17 protein-coding genes are annotated in these 15,847 nt (G+C 72.6%); 9 read left to right on the forward strand and 8 right to left on the reverse strand.

Features of this window, described 5'->3' with window-relative positions:
• Positions 1 to 23 precede the first annotated feature (23 nt).
• Genes BLT36_RS06705 through BLT36_RS06725 form a run of 5 tightly spaced genes read left to right on the forward strand, consistent with a single transcriptional unit; the run spans position 24 to position 5,388 of the window.
• Entirely contained in the window at positions 24 to 1,088 is a 1,065-nt protein-coding gene (locus BLT36_RS06705) for an LLM class flavin-dependent oxidoreductase (protein ID WP_092094415.1), read from the forward strand.
• Positions 1,085 to 1,813, forward strand: coding sequence for a cysteine hydrolase family protein (locus tag BLT36_RS06710; protein WP_092093174.1), 729 nt, complete (start codon positions 1,085 to 1,087; stop codon positions 1,811 to 1,813). Before BLT36_RS06705 ends, BLT36_RS06710 begins: the two co-directional genes overlap by 4 nt.
• The gene (locus BLT36_RS06715) at positions 1,810 to 3,144 is read left to right on the forward strand and encodes an NtaA/DmoA family FMN-dependent monooxygenase (RefSeq protein WP_092093177.1); all 1,335 of its coding nucleotides are present in this window, start codon (positions 1,810 to 1,812) and stop codon (positions 3,142 to 3,144) included. Before BLT36_RS06710 ends, BLT36_RS06715 begins: the two co-directional genes overlap by 4 nt.
• 1 nt (position 3,145) lies before the next feature.
• Positions 3,146 to 4,861: an MDR family MFS transporter gene (locus BLT36_RS06720; protein WP_254787377.1), complete on the forward strand. Its 1,716-nt coding sequence runs from the start codon at positions 3,146 to 3,148 to the stop codon at positions 4,859 to 4,861.
• 14 nt (positions 4,862 to 4,875) lie between these two features.
• Entirely contained in the window at positions 4,876 to 5,388 is a 513-nt protein-coding gene (locus BLT36_RS06725; RefSeq protein ID WP_254787380.1) for a flavin reductase family protein, read from the forward strand.
• 80 nt (positions 5,389 to 5,468) lie between these two features.
• Here the strand turns inward: BLT36_RS06725 and BLT36_RS06730 are convergent, their stop codons facing one another.
• The 3 genes from BLT36_RS06730 to BLT36_RS06740 all read right to left on the reverse strand — a co-directional run bounded on the left by BLT36_RS06730 (position 5,469) and on the right by BLT36_RS06740 (position 7,495).
• The gene (locus tag BLT36_RS06730) at positions 5,469 to 6,347 is read right to left on the reverse strand and encodes a DUF808 domain-containing protein (protein WP_092093179.1); all 879 of its coding nucleotides are present in this window, start codon (positions 6,345 to 6,347) and stop codon (positions 5,469 to 5,471) included.
• A gap of 138 nt (positions 6,348 to 6,485) precedes the next feature.
• A complete protein-coding gene (locus tag BLT36_RS06735; protein ID WP_092093182.1) occupies positions 6,486 to 7,037 on the reverse strand; it encodes a GNAT family N-acetyltransferase in 552 nt (183 codons plus the stop codon).
• A gap of 20 nt (positions 7,038 to 7,057) precedes the next feature.
• Complete coding sequence (locus BLT36_RS06740) at positions 7,058 to 7,495, reverse strand: VOC family protein (protein WP_092093184.1); 438 nt, start codon at positions 7,493 to 7,495, stop codon at positions 7,058 to 7,060.
• Positions 7,496 to 7,546: 51 nt separating this feature from the next.
• On the opposite strand from BLT36_RS06740, the gene BLT36_RS06745 reads away from it, so the two are divergent.
• Complete coding sequence (locus BLT36_RS06745) at positions 7,547 to 7,816, forward strand: hypothetical protein (RefSeq protein ID WP_092093187.1); 270 nt, start codon at positions 7,547 to 7,549, stop codon at positions 7,814 to 7,816.
• Between the two features lie 10 nt (positions 7,817 to 7,826).
• Here BLT36_RS06745 and BLT36_RS06750 read toward each other — a convergent pair whose 3' ends face one another.
• Both BLT36_RS06750 and BLT36_RS06755 read right to left on the reverse strand, forming a co-directional pair.
• Positions 7,827 to 8,240 (reverse strand): VOC family protein, encoded by a 414-nt coding sequence (locus BLT36_RS06750; RefSeq protein ID WP_092093190.1) that lies wholly within the window; start codon positions 8,238 to 8,240, stop codon positions 7,827 to 7,829.
• Positions 8,241 to 8,299: 59 nt separating this feature from the next.
• Positions 8,300 to 8,878, reverse strand: coding sequence for a TetR family transcriptional regulator (locus BLT36_RS06755; protein ID WP_092093192.1), 579 nt, complete (start codon positions 8,876 to 8,878; stop codon positions 8,300 to 8,302).
• Positions 8,879 to 8,946: 68 nt separating this feature from the next.
• On the opposite strand from BLT36_RS06755, the gene BLT36_RS06760 reads away from it, so the two are divergent.
• A complete protein-coding gene (locus BLT36_RS06760; RefSeq protein WP_092093195.1) occupies positions 8,947 to 9,705 on the forward strand; it encodes an SDR family NAD(P)-dependent oxidoreductase in 759 nt (252 codons plus the stop codon).
• Between the two features lie 275 nt (positions 9,706 to 9,980).
• Here BLT36_RS06760 and BLT36_RS06765 read toward each other — a convergent pair whose 3' ends face one another.
• Positions 9,981 to 10,553, reverse strand: a complete 573-nt coding sequence (locus tag BLT36_RS06765) for a TetR/AcrR family transcriptional regulator (protein WP_254787381.1) — start codon at positions 10,551 to 10,553, stop codon at positions 9,981 to 9,983.
• Between the two features lie 89 nt (positions 10,554 to 10,642).
• Here BLT36_RS06765 and BLT36_RS06770 point away from each other — a divergent pair, with 89 nt between their 5' ends.
• A complete protein-coding gene (locus BLT36_RS06770; RefSeq protein WP_092093198.1) occupies positions 10,643 to 11,503 on the forward strand; it encodes an SDR family NAD(P)-dependent oxidoreductase in 861 nt (286 codons plus the stop codon).
• Positions 11,504 to 11,573: 70 nt separating this feature from the next.
• Here BLT36_RS06770 and BLT36_RS06775 read toward each other — a convergent pair whose 3' ends face one another.
• The gene (locus BLT36_RS06775; RefSeq protein ID WP_092093201.1) at positions 11,574 to 13,373 is read right to left on the reverse strand and encodes a glycoside hydrolase family 3 protein; all 1,800 of its coding nucleotides are present in this window, start codon (positions 13,371 to 13,373) and stop codon (positions 11,574 to 11,576) included.
• On the reverse strand, positions 13,370 to 14,785 hold the full coding sequence (locus tag BLT36_RS06780) for an MFS transporter (RefSeq protein ID WP_092093204.1): 1,416 nt from the start codon (positions 14,783 to 14,785) through the stop codon (positions 13,370 to 13,372). The genes BLT36_RS06775 and BLT36_RS06780 overlap by 4 nt, the downstream gene beginning before the upstream one ends.
• Between BLT36_RS06780 and BLT36_RS06785 the strand changes: the two genes are divergently transcribed.
• Positions 14,784 to 15,398 (forward strand): TetR/AcrR family transcriptional regulator, encoded by a 615-nt coding sequence (locus BLT36_RS06785; RefSeq protein WP_175529519.1) that lies wholly within the window; start codon positions 14,784 to 14,786, stop codon positions 15,396 to 15,398. The two genes, BLT36_RS06780 and BLT36_RS06785, sit on opposite strands and share 2 nt — an antisense overlap.
• Positions 15,399 to 15,847: the final 449 nt, after the last annotated feature.

Here is a 15,847-nt window from a genome sequence, read left to right on the forward strand (position 1 = left end):
CGACGACGAGAGGCGAGGCCACCATGCCCGCGAAGGAGTACGGCATCTTCCTGCCGATCGGGAACGGCGGCTGGATGCTGTCGACGACGGCCCCCCACCCCGAGGCGACCTACGCCTGGAACCGCCGCGCCGCGGTCCACGCCGAGGAGATCGGTCTGGACTTCGTGATGTCGATGGCGAAGTGGCGCGGCTTCGGCGGCAGCACCGACCACTGGGGTCGGTCCCTCGAGTCGATGACGATGATGGCCGGCATCGCCGAGGCCACCGAGCGGGTGAAGATCTGGGCGACGATGCACGCCAACGTCCACAACCCGGCGGTCGCCGCGAAGATGTACACGACACTGCAGGACGTCTCCGGCGGGCGAGCCGGGATGAACATCGTCAACGGTGCCTACGCCGCCGAGTTCGAGCAGTTCGGCATCTGGGACGCCGCCCTCAGCCACGCGGACCGGTACCGGATGACGGAGCTCTGGACCGAGGCCGTGACCCGGCTGTGGAGCGAGGACAGCGTCACCATGCACACGCCGTACTTCGACCTCGACGCGTGCGAGTCCCGCCCGCACCCGGTCACCCGACCGACGATCATCAGCGCCGGCAAGTCCGAGGCGGCCCGGGCGTTCCAGGCGAAGTACGCCGACGGGGCGTTCCTGGCCGCGGACAGTCTCGACGAGATGCGCGACCTGTCCCGCGACGTGCACGACCGGGCCGCGGCCGAGGGCCGCGAGTGCCGGACCTACTCGATGCTCACCGTCGTGCAGGACGAGACCGACGCGGCGGCCCAGCGGAAGGTCCGCGAGTGGGGCGTCGGCGTCGACCGCGAGGCCCTCGCCTCGATGCGCGCGTCCTGGGGCGTCCCGGCCGAGCAGGCGCGGGCGTGGGCGGACGACGCGGTCGGCGAGGCGGCGTTCCAGACCGCCTACGTCGCCGGTGCCGCGGACACCGTCACCGAGCACATCGAGTACATCGTCGACCGCGGCGAACTCGACGGCCTGATGCTGATCTTCCCCGAGTACGACCAGGACATGGTGCTGTTCGGCGAGACGGTCCTGCCCGCGCTGCGGCAGCACGACGCGGCGGTGCTCCGATGAGCGGCGCGACGGGCCCGGTCAGCGCGGCCGGCCCGGTCGGCGCGCGTGTCGGCGCCGACGACGCCGGTCTCGACCCGCGGCTCGTCCGGCTGCGGGACGTCGGGTCACCGGCACTCGTCGTGGTGGACGTCCAGCGCGACTTCGGCGAACCCGCGCGCATCGCGCCGTACGGCCTCGACGACCGGGCCTCGGCCGCCGTCGACGAAGCGGTCACCCGGATCGCCACCCTCGTCGACGAGGCACGCACCGCCGGCGTCCCCGTCGTCTGGGTCGAGCTCGGCAGCGACCCGGCTGCGCCGTGGCGCTCGAGCGCCTGGTTGCGCGGCGGCGACCCGGACGGCCCGATGGCCGCCGACGAACCGTGCGTGCTCGGCACCGAGGGCGCCGAGTGGTTCCGGACGGCGCCGGCGCCCGGTGAGCTCCGCGTCGTCAAGCGCGGCTACAGCGGGTTCCTCGACACGGACCTGGAGGCGCGGCTCACGTCCGCCGGGATCGGCTGGCTCAGCGTCGTGGGACTCACGAGCGAGTGCTGCGTCTTCGCCACCGCCCAGGACGCGATGCAGCTCGGTTGGCCCGTCGTCGTCCCGCGGGACGCGACCGCCGCGTACGACGTCGACGTGCACGAGGCTGCCCTCACCATGATCGGCCTCAACATCGGCGTCGTCACCGACGCCGACCAGGCCGTCGCGCTCTGGCGGGCTCCGGCGACGGTGGGTGCCCGATGAGCGGCATGCACCTCGCCTACGACCTCTCCTTCACCCACACCGAGGGCCGCTGGGCCGCGCCCGGCAGCTGGGTCGGGCAGGACTTCCCCGACGTCCGGATGTACATGGAGCTCGCCCGCACCGCCGAGCGCGCCGGCGTCGACATGCTGTTCTTCGGCGACGGCTCGGGCGTCCCGAGCACCTGGCGCGGCACCATCGACCCCGCCGTGGAGTGGGGCATCCAGTGGCCGCGGCAGGACATGTCGCCGGTGATCGCCGCGATGTCGACCGTCACCGAGCACATCGGCTTCGGCCTGACGTACTCGTCGACGTTCACGCACCCGTTCTCCGTCGCCCGGCTGCTCAACTCGCTCGACCACGTCACCGGCGGTCGGATGGCCTTCAACGTCGTCGCCTCGTCGCGTGGAGCGGACGCCGCGAACTACGGCTCCGACCACCTGATCGACCACGACCTGCGGTACGAGCGGATGGAGGAGTTCATCGGCGTGTGCCGTGCGCTCTGGGACTCCGTCGCCCCGGACGCCATCGTCCGCGATCGCGAGACGGGCCGGTTCGCCGACCCGACGAAGGTGCACCCGATCGACCACGACGGCCGGTTCTTCACGGTGCGCGGACCGCTCGCGAGCGTGCCGAGCCCGCAGGTGCACCCGGTGGTGGTGCAGGCGGGCAACTCCCCGCGGGGCATCGCCGCGAGCGCCTCGTTCGCGGACCTGGTGTTCGGGTTCGGCGCGAGCACCGCCGGGCAGCAGCGCCACCGTGACGCCCTCGACGCCGCACTCACCGACGCCGGGCGGGACCCGGCAGCGGTCGGCATCCTCTGGGCCACCCAGGTGATCGTCGGCGCGACCGACGCCGAGGCAGCCGCACGGCGGGACTCGCTGCTGTCGTTCTGGAACCGCGAGGCCGTCGGCACCTTCATCTCGCACAACGCCGGGTACGACTTCTCGACCCTGCCCGAGCGCTTCCGGCTCGGCGAGCTCCGCGACGCGATCGTCGCCGCCCACGCGAGCCCGGCGGGCCTCGTCGGGACCCTCGTCCAGGAGTTCGGCGAGGACCACACGATGGACCGCGACGACTTCTTCGAGCACGGCTGGCGTGCGGCGACCGGCCTCGACCACATGCTCGTCGGCGACGCCGCGCACGTGGCCGATGCGCTCGAGGAGAACTTCGCGTGCACCGGGGGCCGCGGCGGCTACATGCTCTCCAGCCCGCTCGGGATGCCGAGCGGGTTCGCCGACCTCAGCGAACTGCTCGTCCCGGAGCTCCGCGGTCGCGGCGCCCTCGCCCCGCGGTACCCCGGGGCGACGCTCCGCGAGAACCTGGCGGTGTGAGGTGACCCCGGCCCGTCGGTGGCTCGCGCTCGGCGGGCTCTGCCTCGGCTTCTTCATGCTGCTGCTCGACAGCACGATCGTCTCCGTGGCACTGCCCGCCGTCGCCGGTGATCTCGACGCGGACCCCTCGACCGCGGTGTGGGTGAACAGCGCCTACCTGTTCGCGTACGCCGTGCCGCTCCTCGTCGCCGGGCGGCTCGGCGACCGGTTCGGGCACCGCCGGCTGTACCTGGTCGGGCTCGCCGTGTTCACGCTCGCGTCCGTCGGTTGCGCGTTCGCCCCCGGCATCGGCGCGCTCATCGCCTGGCGGGCCGTGCAGGGCGTCGGCGCCGCACTACTGACGCCGCAGTGCCTGACGATCATCCGGTCGCTGTTCGACCCGCCCCGGCTCGCCGTCGCGCTCGCCGTCTGGAGCGCCGGCGGTGGCGCCGCCACGGTGGCCGGTCCGATCGTCGGCGGGGTCCTCGTCGAGGCGTGGGGCTGGCCGTCGGTGTTCCTCGTGAACGTCCCCGTCGGGGTGCTCACCGCGGTCGCCGTGCTCCGGTTCGTCCCGCTGTCCCGACGGATCCGGGTCCCGCTGCCGCTGCCGGCGGTCCTCGGGGTGACCGTCGGTGTGCTCGCCGTCGTGGTCGGCGTGCAGGGCACCGACGACGGCGTCCTCGCGCAGCCCCTCCCGCGGATCGGTCTGGTGCTGCTCGGCGCACTCGTGGTCGCCGCGGTGCTCGTCGTGCAGCGCGGATCGGGCGATCGGGCGCTCGTCCCGCTCGGGTTGTTCCGTGACCGCGGCTTCGTGACCGGGTCGTGGGGAGCGGCAGCGGCGTCGTTCTGCGTCGGTTCGGCACCGATCCCGCTGATGCTCGACCTGCAGGGCAGCCGTGGGCTCGGCGCGGGGGAGGCAGCGCTCGTGCTCGTCCCGATGGGGATCGCCTGCCTCGCGGCCGCTCCGTTCGTCGGGCGCCTGACGAACACCGGCGGTCCCCGGGCCACTGCGGCCGTGGGCGGTGCGCTGCTCGTCGTGTCGGTCGCGCTGACCGCCCTGCTCGTCGGGACGGCCGCACCCCTCTGGGCCGTCGCGACCGCGTTCACCGGGTTCGGGATCGCGAACGCGTTCGTCTGGTCGCCGTTCTCGCTCGCCGCCGTGCTCGGCGCCGGGCCGGGGACGATCGGGGCAGCCTCGAGCACGTTCAACACGGTCAAGCAGCTCGGCGCGGTGCTCGGCAGCACGGTGACGGCGGCGCTGCTCGCGGTCGCGACCGACGCCGTCGCGCTGGGAGTCCTCGCCGTGGTCGCGGTGGGTGCCGTGGCGGCAGCGGCGCTCCTGCCGGGCCGTCCGAGCACGGTGGCGGTGCTCACCGGCGAGGTCGTCCACGGCGCCGGAGTGGGCCATGGCCTCGGCTTCCCGACCGCGAACCTGCTGCCCGACGTCCGCGGCGACGTCCCCGCGGACGGCGTCTACGTCGGCTCCCTCAGCGCGCCGGCCTGGCCCGTGCCACGACAGGCCCTCGTGTCGATCGGCAGCAACAGCACCTTCCCGGACCGCCCCCGCACCGTCGAGGTCCACGTGCTGGACTTCGCCGGCGACCTGTACGGCATCCCGGTCGAACTCACCGTCGGCCGGCGGCTCCGTCGCCAGCGCACCTTCCGCGGCCCGGACGCCCTCGTCGCCGCGATGCGCGACGACGAGCGCCGTGCCCGTGCCCTGCTCACCCGCCCCTGACCGAGGAGTCCACCGTGCACGACGCCTTCACCGACGACCCGCTCGACATCCGCGAGGCAGCTGCCGAGGTCCCCTCGGTCGTCGCCGCGATCGCCGCCCGGGTCGACGGGGCACCGGTGGTGATGGTCGCCACGTCCTTCACCGTCGGCGTCTCGTACGACCCGCCGCTCGTGTCCGTGGCCGTGCAGCACTCGTCCACGACGTGGCCCGACCTCCGCGACGTGCCCGTGCTCGGCCTGTCGGTGCTCTCGGACGCGCACGCGCCGCACACCCGGCAGCTGGCGTCCCGCGATCGAGGGCGACGGCTCGACGGCATCGAGCACACCGACACCGACGGCGGTGGTGTGTTCATCGCCGGGTCGCACACCTGGCTCGAGTGCCGCGTCGAGGCCACGCACCGTGCGGGCGACCACGACATCGTCGTCCTGCGGGTGCTCCGGCTTGCCCGGGACCCGGAGCAGCGCGCGCTGGTCTGGCACCGCCCCGCACGGCGTCCCGCTCGTCGCCCTGTCGTCGCCGCGGGCTGACCCGGCGCACGGAGCACCGCGGCGGGCGTCGCTCTCGGCGCGCTCACTGCTCGCGACGGACCGGGCGGCATCCGGCGCGTTCAGTGCGCGGCGCGCCCCCGCAGCCGACCGATGCCGAGCACGATCCCGACGACGACCATGCCGAGCACGAGCCCGAACACCGCGGAAACAGCGGTGTCGACGATCCACGTCACGACCGGCCCGGCGGCCTCGACCGCATGCTCGATCGCGTGCAGCAGGTCCTCCGGCCCGTGCCAGAACGTCTCCGCGAGGTTCGCGATGACGAGGTGTCCGCCGACCCAGAGCATCGCCACGGTGCCGACGACGCTGATCACCCGGAAGACCGCGGGCATGGCGCGGACGATCCGAGCGCCGGCCCGACGGGTGCGCCGGACGGGGTTCTTCATCATCTGCAGGCCGATGTCGTCGACCTTCACGAGGAGTGCGACGGCACCGTAGACGAGCAGGGTCATCGCGAGGGCGATCACGGCGAGGGCACCGACGGTCTGCCAGAGGCCGAGGTCCGGGTCGAGGCTGTCCAGCGCGATGAGCATGATCTCGGTGCTGAGGATGAGGTCCGTGCGGATGGCGCCGAACACCAGCTTCGGCTCGGCGACGACGTCGGAGCCGCCCTCGTCGTGGTGGACGCCGAACCACTCGGTGACCTTCTCGGCGCCCTCGAAGCACAGGTAGGTGCCGCCGAGCACGAGCAACCACGGCAGCACCCACGGCGCGAACGCGGAGAGCAGGAGCGCCAGCGGCAGGATGATGACGAACTTGTTGAAGAGGCTGCCCAGGGCGATGCGGCCGACGACCGGCAGTTCGCGTGCCGGTGCGAGGCCCTGCACGTACTGCGGCGTCACGGCGGCGTCGTCGATGACGACGCCCGCGGTCTTCGCGCTGGCCTTCAGGGCGGCGGCGAGGATGTCGTCCACCACGGCGAGCAACCCGACTGACATGACCGTTCCTCCACTCGTCGCCTGTCTGCTCGTACAGACGGGCGGCTCACAGACTAGGGCCTGGAGGCACGGTGCCAGGCCGCACCGCGCCTCCAGGCCCAGAAGTGCGCGCGTCCACGACGCGCCGTCACTGCCCGCTCAGAGGTCGAGACGGTTCCAGACCTGCTCGCCGCGGCCGTCGTCGGGCTCGGGGTGCGCTGCCGTGGCAGCGGCGTCGCGGACGAACCCGAGGTGGCCGGCGACACCGAACGACGCAGCGTTCCACGCGCGGATCGTGGCCCAGAGCCGCCGGTAGCCGACGGCGCGTGCCGCCGCGACGACCGCGGTGGCGGCTTCGGTGGCGTACCCCTGACCGTGTGCCGCCTCGAGGAACTCGTAGGCGAGCTCGGGTTCCGCCGCGGTGGACCGGCCCACGACGAGCCCGCAGTACCCGAGCGCTGCGCCGGTGGCCGTGTGCCGGACCGGATGGAGCGGGAGCGGCGTGCCGATGGTCGCGGCGAGGGTGCGGACCGACTGTGCAGCGCCGTCCGGGGTGGGGCGTCCCGAGGTGCGCGGGGTCGGCGGCTCACCGCGCCGGGCGGCGGCTGCGCTCCGTTCGGCGACGAGTTCGGCGTACCAGTGCGCGTCGGTTCCCTCGGCGGCGTCGTCGCCCGTCCGCCAGCCGTCCAGCACGAGCCGTGCCGTCCGCATGGTCCGTGGGAGTGGCCGCATCAGTCGAGGCAGAACTCGTTGCCCTCGACGTCCTGCATGACGATGCAGGACTCGTTGATCCCGTCGGCGGGCATCCGACGGAACTGCGTTGCCCCGAGCGCGACGAGCCGGTCGCTCTCGGCGTCGAGCGCGGCGAGTCGCTCCTCGCCGACCAGGCCGGTGCCGACTCGGACGTCGAGGTGGACGCGGTTCTTCACGACCTTGCCCTCCGGGACGCGCTGGAAGAACAGGCGTGGGCCGGCGCCGTTCGGATCCTGGCAGGCGAACGCGGAGCCCTGCGCCTCGGGCGGGAGCGACTGGTCGAACGCGTCCCACGAGTCGAAGCCGGGTGGCGGTGCGGGCACCACGTACCCGAGCACCTCGCACCAGAACCGGGCCACCCGCTCCGGGTCCGCACAGTCGAACGTCACCTGCACCTGCCGCACCGTCGCAGTCATGGAGCCACCCTAGGCTGAACGTCCCCGCCGTGTCGTCCGTATGCTCGCGGCATGGCTGACTTCACCGATTCCCAGGCCGCCGTCGTCCGGATCGAGCGTGCCGAGGCCGGCCGCTGGGACCTGTCGGTGATCAGTGACGCGGGGGTCGCGATGGGGCACGGCGTGTACCTGTTCGACGCCGCGCACGACGACGCCGAGGACGAGCAGGCCGCCGCGGCGGACTTCGTCGAGCAATACGGGTACCGCTTCGACCGCGAGGCCGTGGTCGCGGACGGACCCGACGCCTACTGGGCACCGCTGTTCGCCGTGGACGCGCGGTAGCGCCCCGGTCTCAGCGCAGCGCGGACCGCTCGAACCCGATCAGCCAGGTCACCCCGAAGGCGTCGCGGACGATCCCGTCCCAGTCGCCCCACGGCCGCTCCTGCAGCGGATCCACCACGGTGCCGTCCGTGGCGAGGTCGGCGAACCACCCCCGCAGCACGTCGGGTTCCGCGGCGCCGAGCAACGAGAACAGCACGCCGGTCGCCTGGAACGGGGCCTCACCCGTCGCCGCGTCGGCGGCGAAGAGCTCCAGCGGGCCGGCGAGCTGTCCGTGCGCGACCGCGTCGGCGGGGCCGTCCGTCCGCGAGAACTCGGCGAAGGTCGAGACGCGGACCTCGCCGCCGAACACCTGCTGCCAGCGCTCGAGCGCCTGCCGCGCGGTGCCGTCGAACTGGAAGTAGGGCGAGGGCCCGTGCACGTTCATGCCGGGACGATACCGCCGCACCGCACCGGGGTGTCCACCAGGGTCGGTCGGATGCTCCGTCAGCCGAGCAGGTCGATCGCCCGGTCGACGACGTCCGCCGGGCGACCCTCGCCGTGCGTCGCCCACCAGCTGAGCGCCGTGCTGGTCGCCGCGGCGAGACTGTTCGCCCGCACCACCACGGCGAGGTCGTCGACCGAGCCGCCGTCCCGCTCGGCGACGAAGCGCACGATCGCGTCCGTCAGGGACGTGATCGTCGCGTCCCCGCCGCGCTGCAGTGACGGATTCGCCCGGATGACCCGGAGGCGGTGCCGGGTCACCTCGACGGTCTCGTCCGGGAAGGACGCGCCGACGCGGTAGGCGGCGCGGAGGGCCACCCCGGACGGCTCGTCGGCGGGCCGGGAGCGGAGCGCCTCGGTGAAGCGTGCGGCGAACTCCTCGAGCCCGCCCCAGACGAGGGCGGCCTTGCTCGGGAACAACCGGAACAGCGAGCGACGGCTGATCCCGGCGGCCGCGGCGACGTCGTCCATCGACACCTCGTCGAAGCCCTGCTCGTCGAACAGGCGGAGCGCGACCAGGGACACCTCGTCCGGGTCGATCGTCCGGGGTCGTCCGGTCGGCCGGTCGCTCGTGGAACTCATGGGGTCCTTTCGGCACTGAGTGTTATAACGATGTCGGCGCAGCGAGCGCCTCTCGAAGAGGAGACCACATGACCGACACCACCGCCGGACGGTTCACCGGCAGGACCATCATCGTCACCGGAGCGGGTTCCGGGATCGGACGCGCCACGGCGACACGTCTGGCGAACGAGGGCGCGCGGGTGATCGCGACCGACGTCGTCGCCGAACGCCTCGACGCCCTGCGCGAGGAACTCGACGGCCTCGCGCTCGAGACCGTCGTCGGCGACGTCGCCGCGACCGAGACGATCGACGCGCTGATCGCCGCCGCGGGGGAGCGGATCGACGGGCTCGCGAACGTCGCCGGCATCATGGACGCGTTCCTGCCGCCGAGCGAGGTCGACGACGCCACCTGGGACCGCGTCTTCAGCGTGAACGTCACCGGCCCGATGCGGCTCACCCGTGCCGTCCTGCCGCACATGATCGCCGCCGGCCGCGGAGCCATCGTGAACGTGGCCTCCGAAGCCGCGCTCCGTGCCTCCGCCGCGGGTGCCGCGTACACGGCGTCGAAGCACGCGATCGCCGGGTTCACCAAGAGCGTCGCGTTCTTCCACGGGCCGCAGGGCATCCGCGCGAACGCGGTCGCGCCGGGTGCCGTCGCGACGAACATCGAGGCGCCGATGCGGAGCGAGTACGCCGCGGGGCGCGTCGGGCCGATCATGCAGGTCGCGATCCCGCCGGTCGCCCAGCCGGGGCAGCTCGCCGCCGCCATCACCTGGCTCCTAAGTGACGACTCGGCCAACGTGAACGGGGCGGTGCTGCCGAGCGACGGTGGCTGGTCGGTCGTCTGACCAGCGTCACCCCCTGACGGACTGGAGGCGCGGTGCCAGCTGGCACCGCGCCTCCAGTCCGTCCGTCGGCCCCTTCGGACGTTCCCTCCCATCGCGCGCGCAATCGAAGGCGGAATCGCGCGTACTGGGTCAGAACTTCTTGCCTGGTACGCGCGGATCGACCTGGTACGCGCGGATCGACCTGGTACGCGCGGATCGACCTGGTACGCGCGGATCGACCTGGTACGCGCGGATCGACCTGGTACGCGCGGATCGACCTGGTACGCCCTGGGCGGTCAGGCGCGGACGACGGCCGCGACGGCGGCCACCACGACGGCCCGGCGCCGAGCGGCCCCGACGTCGTCGGTGAGGCGCGCGTACTCCGGTGTCGCCCCGTTCCACAGCGCCGCAGTGTGGATCACGATGCCGAGGAGCTCTGCCGGGGTGAAGGTGGTCGGCACCCGGCCCGCCGCCTGGGCCTCCTCGATCGCCCGGAGCTTCCCCGCGTTGCTCCGGACCACGGCGTCGATCGGCTGCTCGGTGTCGCCGCGCTCCAGCCGGTACCAGGTCGCCAGCCGCTGCACCCACGGCCGGCGGGCGTACGAGTCGTGCAGGCGTCCGGCGTACTCGGCCAGGTCGTCGGGGTCGATCGTCACCTCGTCGAGCGTCTCCGCCACCATGGCGTCGAAGACCGCGTCGAACAGTCCGTCCTTGCTGCCGAAGTAGTGGTAGATCTGCGCCTTGTTGCTCGCGGCGGCGGCGGCGATCCGATCCACCCGGGCGCCGGCGATCCCGACCGCGGCGAACTCGTCGCGCGCGGCGGTGAGGAGTCGGGCGCGGGTGGCGTCGGCGTCACGGGGCATGGGCATCGCCACAGACTATCAACCGGATGGTTGACAAGTGATAGGTCCGGGTGTTGCATGAGACTGTCAACCAACCGTTCAGTAAGGAACTGCTCATGTCCGTCTTCCTCGTCACCGGCGCCTCCCGTGGCCTCGGCCGCTCGATCGTCACCGCCGCCCTCGCCGCCGGCCACCAGGTCGTCGCCGGTGTCCGCGACATCCGCGCCCTCGACGACCTCGTGGTGCCCGACGGCGCCGCACTCGTCCCGGTCGCCCTCGACGTCACCGACGCCGACGCGGCACGGGCAGCGGTCCGCACTGCGGTCGACCGCTTCGGCCGACTCGACGTCCTCGTCAACAACGCCGGGTACGCCAACCTCGCCAGCATCGAGGACGTCGACCCCGACGACTTCCGTGCCCAGGTCGAGACGAACCTGTTCGGCGTCGTCACGCTCACGCAGGCGGTGCTCCCGGTGATGCGGGAGCAGGGTGCCGGTCACGTCGTGCAGGTGTCGTCGGTGGGCGGGCGCCTCGCCACTCCCGGCCTCGGCGCGTACCAGACCGCGAAGTGGGCGGTCGGTGGGTTCTCCTCGGTGCTCGCCGCCGAGGTCGCCCCGCTCGGTGTCCGGGTCACCGTGCTCGAGCCGGGCGGCATGCGCACCGACTGGGCCGGCTCCTCGATGCGGGTCGCGTCGATCCGTCCGGAGTACGAGCCCACGGTGGGCGTCTCGGCGCAGATGCACGGCGGGGCGGCGATCGGCGCGAGCGACCCGGACCTGGTCGCGGGCCTCGTGCTCGAGGTCGTCGCGATGGACGAGCCTCCGCTCCGGCTGCTCGTCGGCCCGGACGCCTACACGATCGCGACCGAAGCCGGTCGGGCACTCCTCGCGGAGGACGAGCGACACGAAGCGCTCAGCCGCTCCACGGCGGCAGCGGACGCGACCCCGGAACAGCTGGACCCGCTGGCCCACGTCTGACGTGACCCCGGACGGACTGGAGGCACGGTGCCAGCCGCCACCGTGCCTCCAGTCCGTCAGCCGGGTGCGTTCAGTACCGCAGCCCGTCCCCGAACCGGTGCAGCGGGTCCGCGGTCGAGAACGGTGCGTCGCTCGGGCTGGCAACCACGGCCGCCGTGGAACGCGGCAGGTCGAAGGGCAGCGCGCCCTGCGGCTCCGCAGCACCGACGAGCACGTCGGTGACGGCCGCGTCGCTCGCGCCGAACTCGACGACCAGGGCTGACGCGACCTCGGCGAGTGGGCTGAGCACCACGGGGCGGTCGAGGTAGACGACCACGACCGTCGGGACCTGCGCCGCGACGTCGCGGACGTGCGCGATCGTCGCCTCGGGGAAGTCGATCGAGCCGGCGTGGAACATGCTCTCGAACCGACCCGGTCGCTCGTCGTACGGGGCGCGGAGGCGGATGACGGCCACGTCCGCGTCGGACAGGTCGTCCACGACGTCGGCTCCGCTGCTCCCGGACGTGTCCAGCCCCTCGACCCAGACCCGCGCATCCGCGGACAGGGGGAGCACGGCGCCTTCGTTGCGGAGCAGCGTCAGTGCCGCACGCTGGGCTGCCTCACCCGCCGCGACGAAGTCGGCGCGGCCCACGACCTCGGGCGCCCGGTCCACGTCGACGTACGGGTCCTCGAACAGGCCGAGCCGGAACTTCTCGCGGAGCAGCCGGCGGACGGACACGTCGATCCGTTCCTCGGTGACGCGACCGGTCCGGACGAGCTCGATCACGAGCTCGGGACGGGACTCGCCGCCGAACTGGTCGCAGCCAGCCTCGATGATGCGCTGCACGCGGGAGAGCTCGTCGAGGTGCTCCACGCCCCAGGCGCGGGCGACCGCCGGCTCGCCGAAGAGCAGGCCGTCCGTGATGAGGCCCCAGTCGGTGCAGACGATGCCGTCGAAGCCGAGCTCCTCACGCAGGAGGCCGGTGATCACCTGGCGGTTGAAGGCGAAGGCGACCTCCTCGAGCTCGGTGTCGATCGGCATCCCGTAGTAGGGCATGATCTGTGACGCGCCGGCGGCGAGGGCCTTCCGGAACGGCGCGAGGTGGTACTCGAACCGGCCGGCCGGGTAGACCTGCTCCCTGCCGTAGGGGAAGTGCGGGTCCTCACCGTCCTTCTGCGGCCCGCCGCCGGGGAAGTGCTTCGTCATCGTGGACACCGACTCCGGGCCGAGCTCCGCACCCTGGAAGCCACGGATGTAGGCGGCGACGAGTTCACCGGTCAGGTCGGCGTCCTCACCGAAGGTGCCGCTGATGCGCGACCAGCGGTACTCCGTGGACAGGTCGATCTGCGGGTGGAGGGCAGCACGGAGTCCGACGGCGAGGTACTCCTGGCGAGCGATGTCGGCGAACCGCTCGACGAGTTGGGCGTCCCGCAGTGCGGCGAGTCCGAGTGTCTCCGGCCACTGCGAGAAGGCTCCGGCAGCGGCCGCTGTGCCGAGGTTCTCGGTGAAGTGGTGCCGGGGGTCGGTGGACAGGGTGACCGGGATGCCGAGCCGGGTCGCGGCCGCCCGTTCCTGCAGCCGGTTGTGCCAGGCCGCGAGCTGCGCCGGTTCAGGAGCCGGGCCGAGCAGGTTGAAGTGGGTCATGTGCAGGTCGTCGACGGCTTCGACGGTGCCGGGGATGGTGGTGCCCGGGACTGGACCGGCGAGCTCGCCGTCCTCACCGACGACGATCATGTGCTGGAACATGAGCCCCGCCTTCTCCTCGATGGTCATGCGGTCGAGGAGGTCCGTGACGCGGTCCTCGAGCGGGACGGCCGGGTCGCGGTACGGCTCGTCGGTGCTCGGGGTGGTGCTGGAGCTGGAGCTGGTGCTCGGGGTGGTGCTGGTCATCGGACGCCCTTCACGCGGTAGACGAGGAGCGCACCCACTGCTGCGACGAGCGCTCCGAGGAGGAACCAGGTGCTGTAGCCGCCGAACGGCAGCGCGGCACCGGCGGCGATCACGGCCGGGGCGACCGCGGGGGCGATCGACTGCGGCAGCGCGTTCGCGATGTTGAGGACACCGAGGTCCTTCGCCCGGTCTGCCTCGTTCGGCAGGACCGAGGTCGCGAGGGCGAGGTCGACGGCGAGGTACGAGCCGAAGCCGATGCCGATGAGGGCCTCGGCGGCGTAGAGCACGCCGAGCGACGGGGCGAACGCCAGCACGACGAGGCCGGCGACCATGATGAGGCCCGCCGCGGCGACGAACGGTCGGCGCATCCCGATCCGGTCACTCAGGGCACCGCCGACGATGCTCGCCGCGACCATGCCGATCACGCTGCACACGTTCGCGAGCAGGATGACCCCGGCGACCTGGTCATCGGGGACCGCGAACCGCTCGAGCACGAAGAACGCCAGGTAGGACCCGATGCCGGTGTAACCGAAGAACATCAGGAAGCGGCTGAGCCAGTTCCAGGCGAAGTCCGGGTTCTTGCGGGGGTTGAAGACGAACGAGCCGAAGAAGCCGCGCAGGTCGAACGGCGGCCGCTCGTCCGGACGGGCTCGGCGGTCCTGCAGCACTGCCGCGAAGAGCAGGCAGCCGAGGAGCGCGATGATGCCGGGCACCGCGAACCGGAGCACGTCGCTCGGCAGCAGCGCCACCGAGGCCGACCCGACCAGGATCGCGAGCGGGGTGCCGATGCCCATGATGCTGGAGGCGCGTCCGCGCTGGCGCTCCGGGACCTGGTCGGGCATGGTCGCGGTCACCGCAGCGAGGGCGGCGTTGAACGCAGCCTGTGCCAGGCACCACCCGACGAGCACGAGGGCGACGCTGTTCGCGACCCCGATGAGGACGAGTGCGAGGGTGCCGACCACGGCGCCGCCGACGATCCACGGGCGCCGGCGGCCGAAGCGGGACAGCGTGCGGTCGGACAGGCGCCCGGCGAGCGGGTTCGCGAAGAGGGCGAACAGCGCGCCGACCGCGGCGACGAGGCCGAGCGCACCGGGAGCGGCCTGCACGCCGACGAGGTCGACGAGCTTCAGCTGCAGGCCGACGAGTGCCGGGGTGAGGAGCGCCAGGAACACCGCGAAGGTCGCGACGCCGAGTGAGGGGATGTACCCCCGGGGAGCGCTGTCGACGGTCGGGGAGACCGTCGTCATCGGGACGGCGGTGCGGCGAGGAGCGGGGGAGGTGTCGGGGGCGGGGGTCGTCATCGTTGACTCCATAGACTCGGGTTCCGCCCGCTGCAGTGCGGGCGGGGTGAGCGTAACACCAGTTTTTACCGAGTGGTCAATAATCACGACGATCATGACGAGGAGTCCCATGAGCGAGGCCGTCGAGCGGACCCTGAGTGCGAAGGGCCGGGCCCGTCGCGATCAGATCATCGAGGTCGCCGGACGCCTGTTCGGGCAGCGCGGGTACGGTTCCGTCTCCCTCCGCGACATCGCGACCGAGGCCGGCATCACGCACCCGCTGCTCGTGCACTACTTCCGGTCGAAGGAGGAGCTGCTGCACGCGGTCATCGAATCGTGGCGGGAGCGGGCTGCACGGCACGGGCTCGTCGACGCCGAGGGCTACGAGGGCCTCCCGTCGCGGGTCGTCGAACTCGCCGAGGAGAACGCCGAGGTCCCCGGGTACATCGCCCTGTTCGCCGGGCTGTCGTCTGACGCGGTCGACCCCGAGCACCCTGCGCACGAACTCTTCCTCGACCAGTACCGGACGGTGTACGAGTCGCTCTTCGCGTTCTTCCGACACGAGGAGGCCCGGGGCGCGCTGCGGCACGGCGTCGATCCCTCGGTCGCGGCGCGCAGCCTCATCGCCCTCGAGGACGGCGCCCAGGTGCAGTGGCTCTACCACTCTGACGAGGTCGACGTCCCCGAGCTGGTCCGGGCCTACCTCGAGCTGGTGCTCGTCGACCCGTTCCCCGCGCGCTCCTGACCCCGTCCCCGTGGGAACCCGGGCTGCCGCTGCGGGCGGTCCCGGTGGACGCGTCGCGGTGTGCGCCGTTGCACACCGCGACGCGGGTCGGCCAGCCACGCGGGCTGGTGCGCCGAGCCTAGGGGCGTTCGGCCGTGGCGGGGACGCCGCGCGACGGAGTCGTGCGGGATGCCGAACGCGACCCTGTGGTTCGGCGCACCGCGGGCGGTGGGGTCGCCGCCTGTCGAGCTGCGCCGGTCTGGCGGAGGTGGGGCGCGCCTCCAGGCCAGGTGTGGCGGACGCGTGGCGTGGGTGCTGCCGACTCGGTGCGACGTCGTCGATGTCGTACGACTGCGGTGGTGTCGCTCCCGCGCGTCTGCAACCACCCGCGCGTGCAACGAACGACGAAGCCGATGTCGTACGACATCGGCTTCGTCGTTCCGGCTCGACACCGCGCGACGGCGACCGGC

The sequence above is a fragment of the Curtobacterium sp. UNCCL20 genome, from assembly GCF_900101675.1.
Lineage (GTDB): Bacteria > Actinomycetota > Actinomycetes > Actinomycetales > Microbacteriaceae > Curtobacterium.

What these genes read in the sequence shown, in the direction of transcription:
- BLT36_RS06750 (WP_092093190.1), bottom strand. Translation starts at nt 8,240, where the DNA reads ATGAACGTGCACGGGCCCTCGCCCTACTTCCAGTTCGACGGCACCGCG.
- BLT36_RS06715 (WP_092093177.1), top strand. Translation starts at nt 1,810, where the DNA reads ATGAGCGGCATGCACCTCGCCTACGACCTCTCCTTCACCCACACCGAG.
- BLT36_RS06765 (WP_254787381.1), bottom strand. Translation starts at nt 10,553, where the DNA reads ATGCCCATGCCCCGTGACGCCGACGCCACCCGCGCCCGACTCCTCACC.
- BLT36_RS06755 (WP_092093192.1), bottom strand. Translation starts at nt 8,878, where the DNA reads ATGAGTTCCACGAGCGACCGGCCGACCGGACGACCCCGGACGATCGAC.
- BLT36_RS06705 (WP_092094415.1), top strand. Translation starts at nt 24, where the DNA reads ATGCCCGCGAAGGAGTACGGCATCTTCCTGCCGATCGGGAACGGCGGC.
- BLT36_RS06770 (WP_092093198.1), top strand. Translation starts at nt 10,643, where the DNA reads ATGTCCGTCTTCCTCGTCACCGGCGCCTCCCGTGGCCTCGGCCGCTCG.
- BLT36_RS06730 (WP_092093179.1), bottom strand. Translation starts at nt 6,347, where the DNA reads ATGTCAGTCGGGTTGCTCGCCGTGGTGGACGACATCCTCGCCGCCGCC.
- BLT36_RS06740 (WP_092093184.1), bottom strand. Translation starts at nt 7,495, where the DNA reads ATGACTGCGACGGTGCGGCAGGTGCAGGTGACGTTCGACTGTGCGGAC.
- BLT36_RS06710 (WP_092093174.1), top strand. Translation starts at nt 1,085, where the DNA reads ATGAGCGGCGCGACGGGCCCGGTCAGCGCGGCCGGCCCGGTCGGCGCG.
- BLT36_RS06735 (WP_092093182.1), bottom strand. Translation starts at nt 7,037, where the DNA reads ATGCGGACGGCACGGCTCGTGCTGGACGGCTGGCGGACGGGCGACGAC.
- BLT36_RS06785 (WP_175529519.1), top strand. Translation starts at nt 14,784, where the DNA reads ATGAGCGAGGCCGTCGAGCGGACCCTGAGTGCGAAGGGCCGGGCCCGT.
- BLT36_RS06775 (WP_092093201.1), bottom strand. Translation starts at nt 13,373, where the DNA reads ATGACCAGCACCACCCCGAGCACCAGCTCCAGCTCCAGCACCACCCCG.
- BLT36_RS06780 (WP_092093204.1), bottom strand. Translation starts at nt 14,785, where the DNA reads ATGGGACTCCTCGTCATGATCGTCGTGATTATTGACCACTCGGTAAAA.
- BLT36_RS06760 (WP_092093195.1), top strand. Translation starts at nt 8,947, where the DNA reads ATGACCGACACCACCGCCGGACGGTTCACCGGCAGGACCATCATCGTC.
- BLT36_RS06745 (WP_092093187.1), top strand. Translation starts at nt 7,547, where the DNA reads ATGGCTGACTTCACCGATTCCCAGGCCGCCGTCGTCCGGATCGAGCGT.